The following is a 14,976-nucleotide window of genomic DNA, read 5'->3' on the forward strand; positions in this document are numbered from 1 at the left end:
CCCAGCCCACCCCCTAACCGTCTTGTGTCCTATTGCTCTGTCTTTTTGTGCGTGTGCCGCCGCCCGCGGGGCGGGCCCCGGGGCCCCCCCCCGGCGCCCCCCCGGCCGGGTAGATCAGTGGACGCCGGTGGTGCAGGCGCCGCAGGTGGAACCGCAGCCGTCGTCGGTGAGTACCTGCAGGCTGGCGAAGTCGGTCCGCTCGACGGTGGTGATGTCGAGGTCGAACTCGTCGACGGCGGTCGCGGGTGCGGCCTGGATCTGCTGGGCCATGATGTGGATCTCCTTCGTGAATTCCCTTGCGGGGCCTGGCGCCGGGCGCGGGATGCGCCGCGATCACCAGAAGTTGGGTGGGACGGGTGCGCCCGGTGGCCCGGGGCGGCCCCCGGGCCCGGAAAGTGCCGACGGCGTCGACCGGTCCGAGTTCGGGAAATGCGAGGCCACGTGGGGGAAGGCGTACGGTGCCGGGTTCTCTCGCGGGGCCCGGGCTGACGTCACGGTCCGGTCCGCCGGTCACCGCGCGCCGGCCTTCCTAGCAGCCGGCGCCACCCCGAGTGCGAGCAGGGTCTTCGCCTGCTCCGCCGTGAGCGTGCCGTCGCGCAGCGCGCGCTGCTGGCGCTGGAACCACTCGCCGAACCGGGTGCCGTCATCGAGGACATGGTCGTGCCGCACCCGTGCGTGGCCGTGGCGCCTCCGGAAGTCCCGGAGCACGTCGACGTTGGCCTGGTAGCGGGCCTGGGGACCGCTGAGTTGAAGATGGCGGGCGGTGATGCGCTGCGCGCGGTCGGCGGGCATGGTGTCGGCGCGGAGCTGTTTGATCTGCACGATCCGCCAGGCGCCCAGCGGCAGGCCGTCCGCGGTGACGTGGTCCCGGGGAACGACCGGGGTGCCGTGCTGCCGCTGGTAGGCGAGCCAGGCGTCGAAGTGCCGGTCCCATCGGTGGTCCCGGGAGTTGACGACGAAATCAAGGTCGAGGAGCTGTCGGGCGCGCTCAGGGGACAACTCGGCGAAGGTCGTGCGTCGGGTGCCGACCTGGCTGCCGAGCGGGCGCCCGGCCGCGTTGACGTAGGACTGCGGCACGTCGAGGTTGCCGAACTCGGCACGGTATTCGGTGAGGTCGGCGACGAACTGCGACCACCCGTGCTCGTACTCGTTCCACACGACCCCGAGGGCTTCGAGCTGTCCGGTCTGCTCGGCGGTGAGGCGGCCCTGGGCGTGGCGGGTGCGCTGGTATTCGAGCCACCTGCCCACCGCGAGGCCGGCGGGGGTGCTCCAGTCACGCCGGAGGCGCAGGTGCCCGTGCTCGGCATGGAAGGCGCTCGCGGCGCCGAGGTACTCCTCCCACGGTGCGGTGGCCGCGCGCACGACCTGGACGGTGATCGCGGAGGCGAAGCCCGGCGGGACCTCGATTCCTGTGACCGACAGCCAGTGCGGCATCGTCTCCCGGCCCCCGCTCCGGTCGCCGTAGGAGGCACGCCCCATGGAGCGGCGGGCCTGGTCGAGGGAGAGGGCGAGGTCCTCGTCCTGCGCGGCCAGCGCGCGCACCACCCCGTAGGCGGTGGCGTACGCCGAGCCGTACAGGGCCTCGGTCGGGTCCTCGTCGGGGCCCATCACCGCCGGCGCGAAGACGAGCGCCGTCTTGTCGACACCCGGGTCGGGCAGGCGTCCGGCCCGCCCGATGGCCTGGATGATGTCGACCTCGCCGCGGGGGCAGAGCAGGCCGACGGAGTCGATCGCCGGGATGTTCACGCCTTCGGTCAGGACGTGCGCGTTGGCGACCACGATCAGGCCGGGCTCGTCGGAGCGCAGACGGTCCAGGACCCGTTCGCGGTGGGCCGTGGACTGGCCGCCGTGGACGTGGCCGGCCCACAGCGCCGCGGGGCGCTGCGAGGGCTCCAGGTGCCGCAGTGCCAGGGGCAGGGTGGTGGCGAACCACTTCGCGTCGGCGATGGTGCGGTGGTAGGTGACCATGCGGCGCGAGCCGTGCTCCGCGGCGGCGCGCAGCAGGGCGATCTGTGTTGCCAGCACCGGTGCGGAGACGGCGTTCGCACCGGTGGAGAAGTACACCGGGTCGTCGACGGCGGTGGCCGCCTCGCGCACGGCCTCCTGTGTGATGACGGGCACGACCAGCCGGTAGGGCGCCACGATCCGCAGCTGCACCGCCTTCCCGTAGGTGAGCCGGTGGCCGACGGGCCCGAAGACCTTGGTGTCGTGCATGCTCACGACGTCGTCTCGGCCCTCGGCGGCCCGGCTCGTGACGATCTTCATCGTCGCCGTCATGCTGACCCGCTTCTCGGCGGGGACACGTGCTTGGTCGTGCACGGCCGCCCAGAGCCGGTCCTCGACGCCGACCGTGCGGTGCGCCTCGTCGACGGTCGTCAGTCCCCAGGCGGGGAGGCCGTGGTCGGCGTGGGCTGCGATCAGGACGTCCAGGCTCTGCAGGGTGCAGAAGACCGTGACGGTCCCTGGTGCGCGGACCAGCGCGGTCAGCTCGGCGGGGTCGGAGGTGACGGTGGCCATGGCGGCGTCCAGCTCGCCTTGGTGGCGGGCGAGGATCTTCCTGTCGGAGCAGACGGCGACGACCCGGCCCAGGCTGTCACGGCCGAAGGTCCGTGCCAGCTCTGCGACCGACTGGGCGATCAGGGCCAGGCTCGGAAAGGTCCGCAGCTGCGTGCGGGGCGCCAGCCGTCTGCCGATCTCGCCACTGGTGCGCGTCTTCCCCGTCCCGCAGGCCATCGTCAAGATGGTGCGGTCCTCGCGGGCGAGGACGCGGGTGATGTCGTCGGCGGCCTCGATCTGGTCGGCTCGAAGCATCGGCACCGGCAACGGTCATTCCTCTCTCAAAGGGCGGTTGGCGAAACGACTGGGACGGCCCCGGGCGGGGCGCTCCTCGGTGCGGGAGCACGAGGACACCTGGGGCCCGCTGCCGGGTGCCGCTGTCCGGGGGCCGTGGTGTTCACGCCGGCTCCCGGACGGGCAGCGTGAGGCCGGGTATCTGGACCAGGCCGAGCACGATGGCGACGGCGACGGTGTGGGAGCTGCGGGTGGTGCCGCACCTGCGCAGTACCACCCGCAGGTGGGACTTGACCGTGTCGAGGCTCATCTCGGCTAGCGCAGCCACCTCCGGGAGGGACAGGCCGCAGGCGATCAGGAGCAGCAGCAGGCGGTGGGTGGCGGCCAGCTCCAGCGGCTCGGATCCGGCCGGGAGGACATCGTGGGGGCGGATGACGCCGCGGGCCAGACCGATGACGAACGCGCCCGTCCGGCCACGGGCACCGAGCCGGTTGAACACCTCGACCATGTGCGATTTCACGGTGTCCTCGGTCAGGCACATGGCCTGGCCGATCTCGGCGTTGGACATCCCGGCCGCGGCGTGCCGCAGGGCGAGGGTGTGCTGCTGCGTCAGGTCGGGTTCCCCAGGGGCCTGGGCGAGCATCTCGCTCAGGTGCCCGGTCGCCCAGGCGATCAGGGGCGTGCGGTCGACCGGTGGCCGTCCGGACCTCTCCTCCTTGGTCATCACAGCGGGGCGCACCGCCCGAGCGCTGTCCATCAGGGTCCACATCGAAAACGCTTGCGGGTAGTTGCCCACCTGCCGCCCGCGGCGGGTGTCGTACTCCTCGGCGAGCAGGCCGACGTCGTTGCGCAGGGCCAGGAGCTTGTCGAACAGCTGTCGGGCCTCGGCGGAGCGGCCGATCAGGGCGAGGGCGTCGACGAGCCAGAACGAGCAGGCCAGGAACGCGCCTTCGTGCCCGGACAGGCCGTCGACGTTGTCGTCGCTGTCGGCGTGGGTGGGGTAGCGCAGGAGGAAGCCGTCCGGGGTGGACAGTTCGCGCTGGATCGCCTCGACGGTGCCGATCACCCGCTTGTCGTCCGCAGGCAGGAACCCGACCTGCGGGATCAGCAGCAGAGCGGCGTCCAGCTCGGTGCTGCCGTAGAACTGGGTGAAGGTGTTCCGCTCGGGGTCGTAGCCACCCGCGCAGACATCGCGGTGAATGGCCTCGCGCACGGTCCGCAGGCGGTCCAGGACCGATCGCGGGGTGCGGGGGCGGCGCTGCAGCAGCGTGATGGTGCGGTCGAAGCAGACCCAGGCCATGACCTTGGAGTGAACGAAGTGCCGGCGCGGCCCGCGAATCTCCCAGATCCCCTCGTCCGGCTTACCCCACAGCATCTCCAGCCGCTCGGCCAGGGCGAGCAGCAGCGCGTCGCAGCCCGGGTGGGCGGGCAGGCCCGCGTCATCGGCCAGCAGCAGCGCGTCGGCCAGCTCCCCGTAGACGTCGAGCTGCAGCTGCCCGGCGGCGCCGTTGCCGATGCGCACCGGGCGGGAGTCCTCGTAGCCGGGAAGGTGGCCGAGGACCTTCTCCTCCAAGTCGGCGGAGCCGGTGACGCGGTAGATGGCGCGCAGGTCGGCTGGGTCGATGACTTCGGTCAGGTAGTTGCGCCAGGCGCGGGCCTCCTGGGTGAAGCCGGCCCGGAGCAGGGCGGCGACGGTCAGGGCGCTGTCGCGCACCCACACGAACCGGTAGTCCCAGTTGCGCTCGCCGCCGATCAGCTCGGGCAGGGAGGTGGTGGGCGCGGCGATGATCCCCCCGTCGGGGTGGCACATCGCCTTGAGGGTGATCGCGGCCCGCACGACGGCCTCGTGGTCGGGGCCTCGGTAGGTGCAGGCCGAGACCCACCGCTGCCAGTAGTCCGTGGTGGCGGCCAGTTCCGCGTGGGCGTCGGGGACGGGCGGGGCGGGCATGGTGGAGCGCTGCCAGGTCAGGGTGAAGGCGAAACGCTGCCCGGCGTGGACCTCGATGTCGGCCCGGCAGACCCCCCTGCGGCCGGCGCTGTGACGGTGCTGGGAGTCCAGCCAGTAGGAATCCGGTCCGCTGGTCGCGCACAGCCGCGGCACGCCGTGGTCGTCGGTGCGGCTGATCCGGGGGCCGAGGGCCCCGTAGCCGGGCCGGGGGCGGAACACCGAGGCGATGCGCACCGTGCCGCTGACGCCCTCGACGACCCGCACGACCCGCGGCGGTGGGTCGCCGTACGCGCTGGGGGCGGGCATGAAGTCGCTGATCCGAACGGTGCCACCCTCGGTGTCCCACTCCTGCTCCAGGACCAGGGTGGATCCGGCGTAGCGGCGCCGGGTGGCGGGCGGCGGGGCGGTGCTGTCGTAGACGGCGGGCCCCAGGCGCCAGAAGCCGTGGTCGTTGTGCCCGAGCAGTTCGGCGAACACGGCCGGGGAGTCGAACCCGGGCAGGCACAGCCAGTTGATCGTGCCGTCGGTGCGTACGAGGGCGGCGGAGCCGGTGTTGCCGATGAGCGCGTGGTCCTCGATCCGGGTCGGCGAGGCGGGTGCGGGGAGCATGGGGGTCCTTGCGGATGAGGCCATGGCGGTGGCGGGGTGGGTGGAGGAGGGCAGCGTGTGCGGTGTCCGCGCGGGCCGGTCGGCCGGCGCAGTCGGTCCCGGGGCGGCCCGTCAGGCCACGCTGGTGGCGGGGGGTTTGGTGTATCCGATGGCGCTGGACCAGTGCCACGGGTAGGCGAATCGGGGACCGCCTTGGCCGCGGGCGCAGGCCAGCCGGTGGGCGGCTTCGTCCGCCCAGTCCGGGGCGCGGACGGCGGCCTCCAGGGCGATGACGACGCCGACGGCGGCGCGCAGCGGGGCCAGCACCCTCGCGTACGGTTCGCCGCCGTCCACGGTGGTGACGTCGGTGCCGTACGCCGCGCAGAACTGCCGGTAGTTCTCCGGGTCGCCTCCGAAGCCGTCCCGGGTCCAGGCGGGGAACGCCAGGTCGTAGTGGGCCGGGCCGATGCTGACGTATTCCAGGTCGATCAGGGCGGGGCCGGCCTTGGACCGGAGTGTGTTCTGGGTGGCGAGGTCGCCGTGAAGGACCACGGGCCTGCCGGGCCAGTTGGTGCCGGTGAACAGATCGCCCAGGGCGCGGGCGTGGCCGGTGAGCCAGTGCCGGTCGGCCGGGCCGAGGACGTGGTCGGGCAGTCGTTCGATCCGGGTCAGCAGGCTGGTGGCTGGGTCGAGGCGGGGCAGGTCCAGGTGGCCGGGCACGGGGAGGGCGTGCAGGCGTGCCAGCAGGGGGGCCAGCTCCTCGGAGGAGATCCGGCCGCCGTCGCCGAGGTCGTGGGTGAACGTCACTAGGTGCCCGGCGGCCAGGACGGGGAAGCGGGTACCGGCCGGCCGTGCGGTGAGGATGCCGCCCTCGTGCAGCCACTGGGCGGTCAGCACCTGGCGGGTGACGGCGGCCCGCGCGGCGCTGGAGTGGTGGACCTTGGCGATCACTGGGCCTCCGGGCGAGGCCGAGGGCAGGCGCAGCACCCAGTGGTGGTTGCGGTGCAGCAGGCGGGCCCCGCGTGGGTCGAAGCCCTGCGCGGCGCAGGCGGTCACCAGTGCCTCGCGCGCCGAGGCCGTCAGCGCTGCGGTCCCGGCCGTGGCGGTGTCTTCGGGCGGGGTGTGGTTCGGGTTCATGACCGGCCTCCTCGCGGCGGGGCCGACGCCCGGGCCCGCGGACCGGCGGGCGGTTGACCGGCCGGGTTGGGGTCGGGCGGGCAGCTCACGGCGGGTTCTCCGGATCGGATGGTCTGGTCGGTGGTCAGGTGCACGGGTGCGGGCTCCGCTGCGGGGTCACGGGCAATCGCCGGGTGGGAGAGCTGGGCCAGGGCGGCTGCGACGGTGTCGGCGAGCGTGGACTCCACCGGCAGCCAGGGCAGGAGGGAGCGCAGGGTGTTACGGGTGGATGCGTGGTCGAGGTCGCAGCCGACGACCACGGCTCCCGTGGTCCGGCCGAGCAGGTGCGATTCGTAGAGGTCCTGTATCCGCTGGGCGCCGATCGGCATCCAGAACATGACGCAGTCGACCCGGCGGATGGTGTGGTCCTGCCAGCCGAACGGTTTCCAGGCGAGGTAGGGGTCGGCGCCGGGACTGGTGGGGCGGGGGCTGAGCACGGTGCCGTCGAAGCCCGCGTCCGCCAGCAGGGCGACGGCCTCGGACTGCCAGTGCGGGACGCCGATGCTCCGCCCGGCCAGGTAGAGCGAGAGCTGGCCGTCGGCGATGAACTCCTGGGGCGGCTCGATGAGCCTCACGCCTCTGCCGCCGTCCGGTCGGCCATCAGCACCATGGTGACGGCGTGGGTGCGGTTGCGGGCGCCGAGCCGGGCCACCGCGCGGCGTATGAGATCGCCGGTGGCGTTCTCCGCGAGACCCATCTCGCGGCCGACCCCGGGGGTGTCGTGGCTGGCGAGCAGGCGCAGGGCCCGGTGCTCGCTCGGGTCGAGCGGCGGGAGGCTGTCGGTCAGGGCGGCGCGCAGGGGCGCGCTGTCGAGGAGCCCGGCTGTGATCAGGTGCGCGACGGTGCGGGTGCGGTCGGTGAACCCGAAGCGCTTGTTCAGGTCCCAGATGAGGCTGGACAGGGTCGCGGCCGGCCGGCCCAGCTCGGCGGCGGCACTCGCGGTGGTGTGCCCGAGGGCGAGCAACTGGGCGAGATCTCGCTCCTTGTCCAGCAGCGCCCTGGCGGTCGCGGCGGCGGAGCGGAGAACCCCGCCTCGGCTGACGAGGATCCGGCGCGCACCGCAGACGGCGACCACGTCGGGCATCGGGTCGGCACCGACGACGAGGCAGCGCTCGATGGACAGCCCGAGCGCTTCGGCGGCGGCGCGGTAGGGGTTGGTGCCCTCTTGCTGCCGGCGTCGGCCGTAGACGGCCGCCGACCACAGGTTCGCCACCCGCAGGGCGGTGAGCTGGTCGACGAGGTCGCTGCCCAGCCTGGGCGCGACGACGGCGCAGGGAACAGCTACGGAGCGGGCCCGCAGCAGCAGCCGCAGCAGCGGGGCGGGAGCCGTGGGCGACACGCGGTCGCCCACGCTCAGCAGCACGGGGTCGGCACCGAGCAGGGCGGTGCGGGGCAGGTCGGCCAGCGCGCCGATGTCGACGATGACGGCGGTGCGGTCGCGCAGCTGGCGGTCCAAGTCCCGGATCGCCACGGTGTCGGAAGGTGGAGGGGCGTTCATCAGCTCTTCGGTGTCGTAGGGGTGCGGCCCTGGCCCGGACGGCCGCCATGGGGTACTGCGGTGGAGCGGTGGTTGAGAACGCGGTCGGCGGCGGCGAGGGCGGCGAAGGCGGCGCCGACGAAGATCGCCAGGTACAGCGGACGGTGAATCACGCCGGGGTGCCGCAACAGGTGGAGCAGTGCGGCACCGACCGGGATACCGGACACGAAGCCCAGCAGTGCCATCAGCGCCGAACGGCCGCCCAGCCCGCGCCTGTTCACGCCGCCCGCGCGATCGGCCCGGCGGGGGCCAGCGGTTCAGCCGGCCAAGCGGGGTCGACATCGCTCAGCAGGGTGAGGCGCGCCAGGACGCCGGCGACGGCCGCCTGAACCTGGCTGCGGACGCCGAGCTGGCCCAGGAGCAGAGTGCTGTAGCCGCGCACCGTCCCGTACGAGACGCCGAAGGCCGTCACGATCTCGGGCGTACTCAGACCCCCGGTCCAGGCACGCAGAAGATCGTGCTGTCGCCGTGTGAGGCGCACGGTGGCGGTGAGGGCCGCGCAGGGCTCGGCGGTGTCGGTGACGAACCGTCGGGCCGCGGCCCACGCGGCGAGGTGTGGCGGGGTGCGGGTGCCGGTGAGGGTGAGGAGCTCGTCGACGGCGGCACCGACCTGGTCGGCGCGCAGGTGCAGGAGCGGGTCGGCGGCGATCAGCGCGTGGGTCTCGCCGTCGGCGACCCGTCGCAGCAGCCGGGCCTGGGTGGGGGTGAGGTCGGGTGCGGGCGGGAGGGTGTTCATGGCGGGCTCTCCGAAGTCCTGGTCAGTTGTCGGCGGCGGGCCGGCCGGGCTGGGCGAGCAGCCGGGGGCCGAGGAGGGCGGCCCGTCCGGTGCCGATGAGCAGGACGAGGTCGTCGGGCCCGCCCAGGTCGCGGATGACCTGTTCGGCGCTTGGTTCGCACGGGCCGGTCCGGACCCGGTGCACGGCGCCGGAGCCGCCGAGCGCACCAGCTGCTGCGGCGGCGATGGCCTCCAGCGGGTCGTCGGCGTGCACCACCGGCAGTGGGGTGCTGACCGGCAGCAGGACCGCCAGGTCCGCCTCGCCGAGGGCCTTGCCGAGTTCGGCCGCGTGGGCGGTGGCGCGGGCGACGCCGTCCGGCTCGAGGACCGCGATGACGCTGCCTTCGGTGAGCATGCGGGCGGCTGTGACGTCCTGGGCCACCTCTCGGGGGTGGCGGGCTCGGGATTCGACGACCGTTCCGAAGCCGCGGGTGCCGAGGTCGGTGAGCGAGTGCCTGACACCTTCGAAGGCGGTGAGCCGCTCGGCGATGTCCGCAGCGTTCTCGCCTGCGACGAGGGCGGTGGCGATGGCCGCGCCGGCGGCCAGCGCGTGGTGGCGCCCGGCGAGGCGGACGACGAACGGGTGCTGCTCACCCTTGTACCGCAGGGTGAGGTGGTAGCAGTCGCCCATCCAGCGGGGCACCATCACCCACACGTCAGCGCTCTCGTCCAGGCCCACCGTGACCACTTGCGGGCCGGGCCGGTCGCGCAGGCGCTCGGCGACGATCTTGACGCTGTTCTCCCAGGTCGGCAGGACGACGGTGGTGGCCGACCTGGCCAGGGAGGTGGCCGCGTCCAGGCCCGCGATGGTGTCCTCGTAGTGCGGGGCGCTCGCGTCGGCGGCGGTGATCAGCACGACGGAGGGCGACGGCGACCGGAACGGGGACCTGGCGGCGAGACGGGGCTGCCAGGCGCCGGGCGGCGCCGCCTCGTGGGTCGCCGTGTCCGGGCACAGGTCCACCACCAGCCGTCGCCGGCCGCTGTGCCCGGCGGCCACCCCGGCCGCGGGGGCGGTCAGGATCCAGCCCGTCTCGCCGTCGTCGAGCGCGCGGGCCAGCACCGCGGCGGCGGTCGCGGTGCTGTGGCTGCCGGCGACCGCCACCGTCGGACGCCCGGCCCCGGCGCACACCTCGGCCAGCGCGTGGGCGCGGGCCACCACCGGCAGGCCCAGCTGCTGGGCCCGGTCCAGTTCCGGGTGCGGACCCAGTGCCACGCCCGACCACACCACCGCGCTGCGGTCGGCCCCGACGTGGCCGGCGTCGGACCCGACGCGGACGCGGACCCCGGCGGCGGTCAGCTGCCCGACCAGCTCCTCGTCGCCCGGGGACGGGTCGGCGCTGCCGGTGACGTCGGCGCCGCGTGCCGCCAGCCACAGCGCCAGGCCGGCCGTGCCGGGGTGGGTGACGTCCGTCAGGTGAGGAGCGGACAGCAGTTCCGGTACCGCGGGCACCGCCGGTTCCGCAGCCACCTCGGTAACAGTGGAGATGGGCACCTCGGCGATGGCGGGGGCCTCGGTGCGGGTGGGGGTGGCCATGCGGTCCTCCAGCGTGGTCGGGACGGGAAGTACAGGGGCGGGGTTGAAGCCGGGCCGGTCGCGGGGCGGGGACACCGCGGCCGGCCCGGGGCTCTCACGTCTGGGCGAAGCCTCGTGCCAGCTCGGCATCGGTGACGTGCCGGTTGTGGTGGCGCAGGTCCATGCGGGCGACGGCGGCCAGGTGTTCGGTCGCGCGCCGGCCCAGCAGGCCATCGGCGAGCGCGCTGATCTCGAAGTCGTCCAGCGCGGCGGAGAGGGAGACAGGGACGGGTGTCGCCTCGTCGTCCAGGTAGGAGTCGCCGCTTACCGGGGGCGGCGGCTTGAGCGCGGCGCAGATCCCGTGGCGGATCCCCGCCAGAACGGCGGCGAGCGCCAGGTAGGGGTTGGCGTCCGCGCCCGGCACCCGGACCTCCAGGTGCAGCCCGCGGCCGTGCCCGACCACCCGCACCGCGCAGGAGCGGTTGTCCCGGCCCCAGGTGAACAGCGTCGGCGCGAAGGAGTGGTCGGCGAACCGCTTGTAGGAGTTCACGTACGGCGCCCACAGCGGCGCGGTGACCGGCAGTACCTCCAGCAGCCCGGCGACCGCCTGCCCGCCCAGCTCGGACAGCCCGGTGGCGTCCGGGTCCTCGCCCAGCACCGGCTCGCCGTCGCGGTGCAGCGAGATGTGCAGGTGCAGACCGGAGCCGGTCCCAGTCGCCGGGGCCGCCATGAACGTCGGGGCCAGCGCGTGCTCCTCCGCGACCGCGCGGACCGCGTGCTTGAACAGCACGTGCTGGCGGCACGCAGCCCTCGCGTCCCCGTACGGGAAGGTGACCTCGACCTGGCCCGGGGCTCCCTCCAGCTTCACCGCCTCGACCGGCAGCCCGGCCTGCGCGAGGACCCGCGCCAGGTGCCGCCCGAACCCGGCGACGGGGCCCGGCTGGTCGAGGGCGTAGTCGCGGTTGTCCCACGTCGCCGGACCGAGCCCCCGCCAGCCGGCCGCCGCAGCGTCGCGCGCGGTGCCCTCGTAGGCGACGAACTCGGTCTCGATCCCCACCGCGGCACTGAGGCCGAGCCCGGCCAGCTGAACGAGCTGCTCGTCCAGCACCGTGACGGGCGCCAGGGGGTGCGGCCAGCCGTTCTCGATCGGGTCGGCGAGCACCACCGCGGTACCCGGCATCCACGGCAGCACCCGGGCGTGCTGGGTGTCGGGCAGCAGCATGACGTCGCCGAAGCCGCTGTCCCATGAGAACGCACCGGTCTGCGGGGCGGTCATGCCCAGGTCGGTGCCGATCACGTACCCGCACACCTCCGGGCTGATCCGGCCCGACCCAAGCCGCTCCAGCAGCACCTGGGCGTCGTACGCCTTGCCCTTGAGCCGGCCCTGCACATCCACGGCCGCCAGCAGCACGGTGTCGATGCGGTGGGCGTCCACCAGCTCCCGCAGCGGCCCGACCGGCGAGGCGGACCGAGCGACGGCACGGTCGGTGCGGGAGCGCGTGGCGCGCACGGTCGCCTTCATACGATCTGCGCCTCGACCTTGGCCAGCTGCGCGTCCTGGACGACCGGCACGGAGAACTTGTCGCCGGCCAGCTTCCACCACGCCCAGGCCAGCACGAGGACCGTCCCCAGGGTGATGGGCGCGTAGTTGAACGTCTCGACGGTCACGGGGGCGCGCTGTGGCAGGCACATCAGCGCCGTCAGGATCACCACCCACACCACAGCGGCTATCCCGATCGGCCTGCTCCACCGGCCCAGTTGCCACGGGCCCGGGACGAACCGGCTGCCCCGGCGCAGCCGCAGGTAGACGGGGATGATGTAGGAGCAGTTCATCCCGATCACGTTGATGGCCGTCACCGCGCCGTAGGCGACGGGAGACCAGAGTGAGGGGACGGCCAGGACGAAGGCGACCGAGACGGCCAGCCACACCGCGGGCACTGGCACGCCGTTGGCCGAGACCCGCCGCCAGGTCGTCGAGCCGGGCAGCGCGTTGTCCCGCGAGAAGGCGTAGATCATCCGCGACGCTGCGGTGGTCTCGGCCGAGCCGCAGAACAGCTGGGCGCCGATCACGATCAGCAGCAGTGCTTTGGCGCCGGTCGTGCCGAGGGCGTCAAGGAAGATCTGCGCGGGCGGCACCGCCGCGCCGGCGGTGCCCGCGTAGTCCTGCACGGCGAACAGCAGACCCGCCAGCAGCACGAACCCGGCCAGCAGCGAGACCCAGATCGACCGCACGATGCCGCGCGGTGCCGCCATCCGCGCGTTCTTCGTCTCCTCCGACATGTGCGCGCTCGCGTCGTAGCCGCAGAACGTGTAGCCGCCCAGCAGCAGACCGACGGCGCTCACGTAGACCGGGTTCGACCAGCCTGTGTCGTTGGCGAAGTGCCCGAACACGAAGGACGGGGACTGGTGGTGGGAGGGGACGACCGCGAGCACGCCGACGATCACCGCGACACCGAGCAGGTGCCACCACACCGAGATGCTGTTCAACAGGCTCACCACCCGCACACCCACAACGTTCAGCAGGGCGTGCAGCAGCAGGACAGCGGCGAAGATCGTGAGGACCAGGCCCGGGGTCGGCACAACGCCCCATTGGAGCCCGGCGAACGCCGCGATGAAGGACGCGGCCCCGTAGTCGATGCCGGCGATGCCTCCCAGCAGCCCCATGAGGTTGAGCCAGCCGGTCACCCATCCCCACCGCGGGCCGCCGAGGCGCTGGGACATGAAGTAGAGGCCGCCGGAGGTGGGGTAGGCGCTGGTGACCTCGGCCAGGGAGAGGCCGACGAGCAGGACGGCCAGGCCGACGCCGACCCAGCCCCACATCATCACCGCCGGGCCGCCGGTCACCATCCCGAGGCCGAACAGCGTCATGCAGCCGGACAGAACCGAGATGACCGACAGGGAGATGGCGAAGTTCCCGAACGAGCCCATTCTCCGGGTGAGTTCAGGTTGGTAGCCCAGTGATCGCAGGTGCTCGTCGTCCCCGTGCGCGGGGGCGGAGCGGTGGGATCGGGACATGCGGAGACCTCCGTAGGGCGAAGCGACGGTGGGGAGCCCGGGTGCCGGTGCCCGGGGGACGACGGTCAGCGAACAGCGGCGAACGACTGGGCCATGGCCTGACGGAGCAGGTCCTCCGGACGGCCCGACAGGCTCGCCCAGGGTTGGGAGGAGACGAACGGGTCCAGCGACGCGAACACCTCGGCGGCCTGCTCCGGCTTCCGGGTCGCCCAGAGGGCATGGGCGAGGTGGCTCTCGTCCGTCACCAGCCACCGGTCGCCGGCTGACCGTGCCGTCCGCCAGTGCTCGTAGGCCCGCCACGCTGCTGCCTTGACGCCTTGGTCGTTCGTCCACAGCAGCGCGACTGCCTCCTTGCGCTCGGCACGCCGGTAGCGGTCGACCTGCAGGTACAACGGGAGTGCGTACAGAGGTGAGCCGGACGGGGCGGCGGGCAGGTACGTCGCCACGAACTCGGCCGCAGTGCCGCCGTCTCCCCGGGCCAGCCAGAAGCGGAGCATGCGGTGGAACGCCTCCCTGCACCACGGGTCGGCCAGGTGAGCCTGGTTGAGCAGCCCCCACGGGCCGGGTGGAAGCATCTGGTCGGGCGCCGCCACCCGGTGCTCGGGGCGGGCCTGTCCCGGATCCAACTGGGCGAGCGCGAGCAGGCCGATCCACGGGACCGGGTCGCCGGCGAGTGTGGAGGCCGCCTGCCAGCACCATCCGCGGGCTTCGCGCTCCCGAGCGGCTACCTCCGGCGGTTCGGCGTGCGTCTGCGCGGCCATGAGAGCCAGTTCGACGGAAGCCCTGGCCTGAAGCGTGACCAGGCCGAAGCCGCTCGGCTCCTCCCGGGCCCAGTGCCGAAGGACATCAGTGTGAGCCGCGACGACGCCGAGCGCCTGGGTACGCGAGGTCCACAACGACCGGACGCTCCACGAACCGGCCAGCAGCGCACGAGCGGCCTGCCAGCGTCCGGCCCGCAGCTCCTCCACCGCCCCGCGCAGTTCCCCGTCGTGGCCGGCGGGGTGCTGGACCAGCTGTCCGGGCTGCGGGCTGAATGCGGTCTCCATTGCCGGTCCTTCCTCTGAGGAAATGCGAGGCCCTCGGGGCGAGGACGTGTCGAAGGCCCCGGCCCAGCCGGAAGCTGGCCGGTCAGGGCTGCCAACTTTCTTCGGCGGGTCATACAGAAGCAGCACGAACTAGCGTTGAACACGGCAAACTTGAGGCGAATATGAGGCGTAGTTGATGCAATGTGCGCCCTGACCTGCGTCTCTTCGGGTACCGCGAAATTGGGGGATGTCCACCGATGGCTCTACGGAAGCGGTCCGCGCTCGCCGCGCGGCGGGCTGCCGCGGGCTACTCGCAAGAGGGCTTCGCCGAAGCGATGGGCCTGGACAGGACCACCGTGGGTCGGTGGGAGGTCGGAAAGAGCGAGCCGCAGAGCGGGCACCGGCCGAAGTTGATGGGCGTGCTACGCGTATCCGCCGACGAGCTGGACGACATCCTCCGGCAGACCCGTGGCCAGGCAGCGACGTCGCAGGCCACAGCGGGAGCAGTCGCGGCGCAACCGCCAACCAGACCTCCCCGTAGGGAGGTTGAGGCAGCCGGCCTTCGCCTCGACAGCGGGGACACTCTGATCGGCGACTGGGCCTCCCTCT

At 73.2% G+C, this 14,976-nt stretch carries 12 protein-coding genes and 2 pseudogenes; 1 reads left to right on the forward strand and 13 read right to left on the reverse strand.

Annotated elements, in window-relative coordinates:
- Positions 1-114 precede the first annotated feature (114 nt).
- The 13 genes and pseudogenes from ABZ885_RS08290 to ABZ885_RS08350 form a co-directional block, all read right to left on the reverse strand.
- The gene (locus ABZ885_RS08290; RefSeq protein WP_360184883.1) at positions 115-270 is read right to left on the reverse strand and encodes an FxLD family lanthipeptide; all 156 of its coding nucleotides are present in this window, start codon (positions 268-270) and stop codon (positions 115-117) included.
- 240 nt (positions 271-510) lie between these two features.
- Positions 511-2,811, reverse strand: coding sequence for a Helicase associated domain protein (locus ABZ885_RS08295; protein WP_360184982.1), 2,301 nt, complete (start codon positions 2,809-2,811; stop codon positions 511-513).
- Positions 2,812-2,953: 142 nt separating this feature from the next.
- Entirely contained in the window at positions 2,954-3,559 is a 606-nt protein-coding gene (locus ABZ885_RS08300) for a LuxR C-terminal-related transcriptional regulator (RefSeq protein WP_360184983.1), read from the reverse strand.
- Positions 3,536-5,347: pseudogene (locus tag ABZ885_RS08305) on the reverse strand (glycoside hydrolase family 15 protein); the annotation flags it as partial. The pseudogene ABZ885_RS08305 and the gene ABZ885_RS08300, both read right to left, overlap by 24 nt.
- Positions 5,348-5,458: 111 nt before the next feature.
- Positions 5,459-6,463, reverse strand: coding sequence for an aminoglycoside phosphotransferase family protein (locus ABZ885_RS08310; RefSeq protein ID WP_360184886.1), 1,005 nt, complete (start codon positions 6,461-6,463; stop codon positions 5,459-5,461).
- Entirely contained in the window at positions 6,460-7,077 is a 618-nt protein-coding gene (locus tag ABZ885_RS08315; RefSeq protein WP_360184889.1) for a hypothetical protein, read from the reverse strand. The genes ABZ885_RS08310 and ABZ885_RS08315 overlap by 4 nt, the downstream gene beginning before the upstream one ends.
- Positions 7,074-7,973, reverse strand: a complete 900-nt coding sequence (locus ABZ885_RS08320; RefSeq protein ID WP_360184892.1) for a hypothetical protein — start codon at positions 7,971-7,973, stop codon at positions 7,074-7,076. Before ABZ885_RS08320 ends, ABZ885_RS08315 begins: the two co-directional genes overlap by 4 nt.
- Before the next feature lie 26 nt (positions 7,974-7,999).
- Positions 8,000-8,260, reverse strand: coding sequence for a hypothetical protein (locus tag ABZ885_RS08325; RefSeq protein WP_360184895.1), 261 nt, complete (start codon positions 8,258-8,260; stop codon positions 8,000-8,002).
- The gene (locus ABZ885_RS08330) at positions 8,257-8,775 is read right to left on the reverse strand and encodes a LuxR C-terminal-related transcriptional regulator (protein ID WP_360184898.1); all 519 of its coding nucleotides are present in this window, start codon (positions 8,773-8,775) and stop codon (positions 8,257-8,259) included. Before ABZ885_RS08330 ends, ABZ885_RS08325 begins: the two co-directional genes overlap by 4 nt.
- Before the next feature lie 22 nt (positions 8,776-8,797).
- On the reverse strand, positions 8,798-10,348 hold the full coding sequence (locus ABZ885_RS08335; RefSeq protein WP_360184900.1) for a Mur ligase domain-containing protein: 1,551 nt from the start codon (positions 10,346-10,348) through the stop codon (positions 8,798-8,800).
- 94 nt (positions 10,349-10,442) lie between these two features.
- The gene (locus tag ABZ885_RS08340; RefSeq protein WP_360184903.1) at positions 10,443-11,837 is read right to left on the reverse strand and encodes a glutamine synthetase family protein; all 1,395 of its coding nucleotides are present in this window, start codon (positions 11,835-11,837) and stop codon (positions 10,443-10,445) included.
- An 8-nt stretch (positions 11,838-11,845) separates the two neighbouring features.
- Entirely contained in the window at positions 11,846-13,342 is a 1,497-nt protein-coding gene (locus tag ABZ885_RS08345) for an amino acid permease (protein WP_360184906.1), read from the reverse strand.
- 65 nt (positions 13,343-13,407) lie between these two features.
- Positions 13,408-14,388, reverse strand: coding sequence for a hypothetical protein (locus ABZ885_RS08350; protein WP_360184909.1), 981 nt, complete (start codon positions 14,386-14,388; stop codon positions 13,408-13,410).
- 236 nt (positions 14,389-14,624) lie between these two features.
- Here ABZ885_RS08350 and ABZ885_RS08355 point away from each other — a divergent pair.
- Positions 14,625-14,804 (forward strand): annotated as a pseudogene (locus ABZ885_RS08355) (helix-turn-helix transcriptional regulator); the annotation flags it as partial.
- Between the last annotated feature and the right edge of the window lie 172 nt (positions 14,805-14,976).

Source organism: Kitasatospora sp. NPDC047058 (assembly GCF_040643935.1).
Taxonomy (GTDB): Bacteria; Actinomycetota; Actinomycetes; order Streptomycetales; family Streptomycetaceae; genus Kitasatospora.

What these genes read in the sequence shown, in the direction of transcription:
- ABZ885_RS08300 (WP_360184983.1), bottom strand. Translation starts at nt 3,559, where the DNA reads ATGTGGACCCTGATGGACAGCGCTCGGGCGGTGCGCCCCGCTGTGATG.
- ABZ885_RS08330 (WP_360184898.1), bottom strand. Translation starts at nt 8,775, where the DNA reads ATGAACACCCTCCCGCCCGCACCCGACCTCACCCCCACCCAGGCCCGG.
- ABZ885_RS08335 (WP_360184900.1), bottom strand. Translation starts at nt 10,348, where the DNA reads ATGGCCACCCCCACCCGCACCGAGGCCCCCGCCATCGCCGAGGTGCCC.
- ABZ885_RS08310 (WP_360184886.1), bottom strand. Translation starts at nt 6,463, where the DNA reads ATGAACCCGAACCACACCCCGCCCGAAGACACCGCCACGGCCGGGACC.
- ABZ885_RS08345 (WP_360184906.1), bottom strand. Translation starts at nt 13,342, where the DNA reads ATGTCCCGATCCCACCGCTCCGCCCCCGCGCACGGGGACGACGAGCAC.
- ABZ885_RS08290 (WP_360184883.1), bottom strand. Translation starts at nt 270, where the DNA reads ATGGCCCAGCAGATCCAGGCCGCACCCGCGACCGCCGTCGACGAGTTC.
- ABZ885_RS08350 (WP_360184909.1), bottom strand. Translation starts at nt 14,388, where the DNA reads ATGGAGACCGCATTCAGCCCGCAGCCCGGACAGCTGGTCCAGCACCCC.
- ABZ885_RS08295 (WP_360184982.1), bottom strand. Translation starts at nt 2,811, where the DNA reads ATGCTTCGAGCCGACCAGATCGAGGCCGCCGACGACATCACCCGCGTC.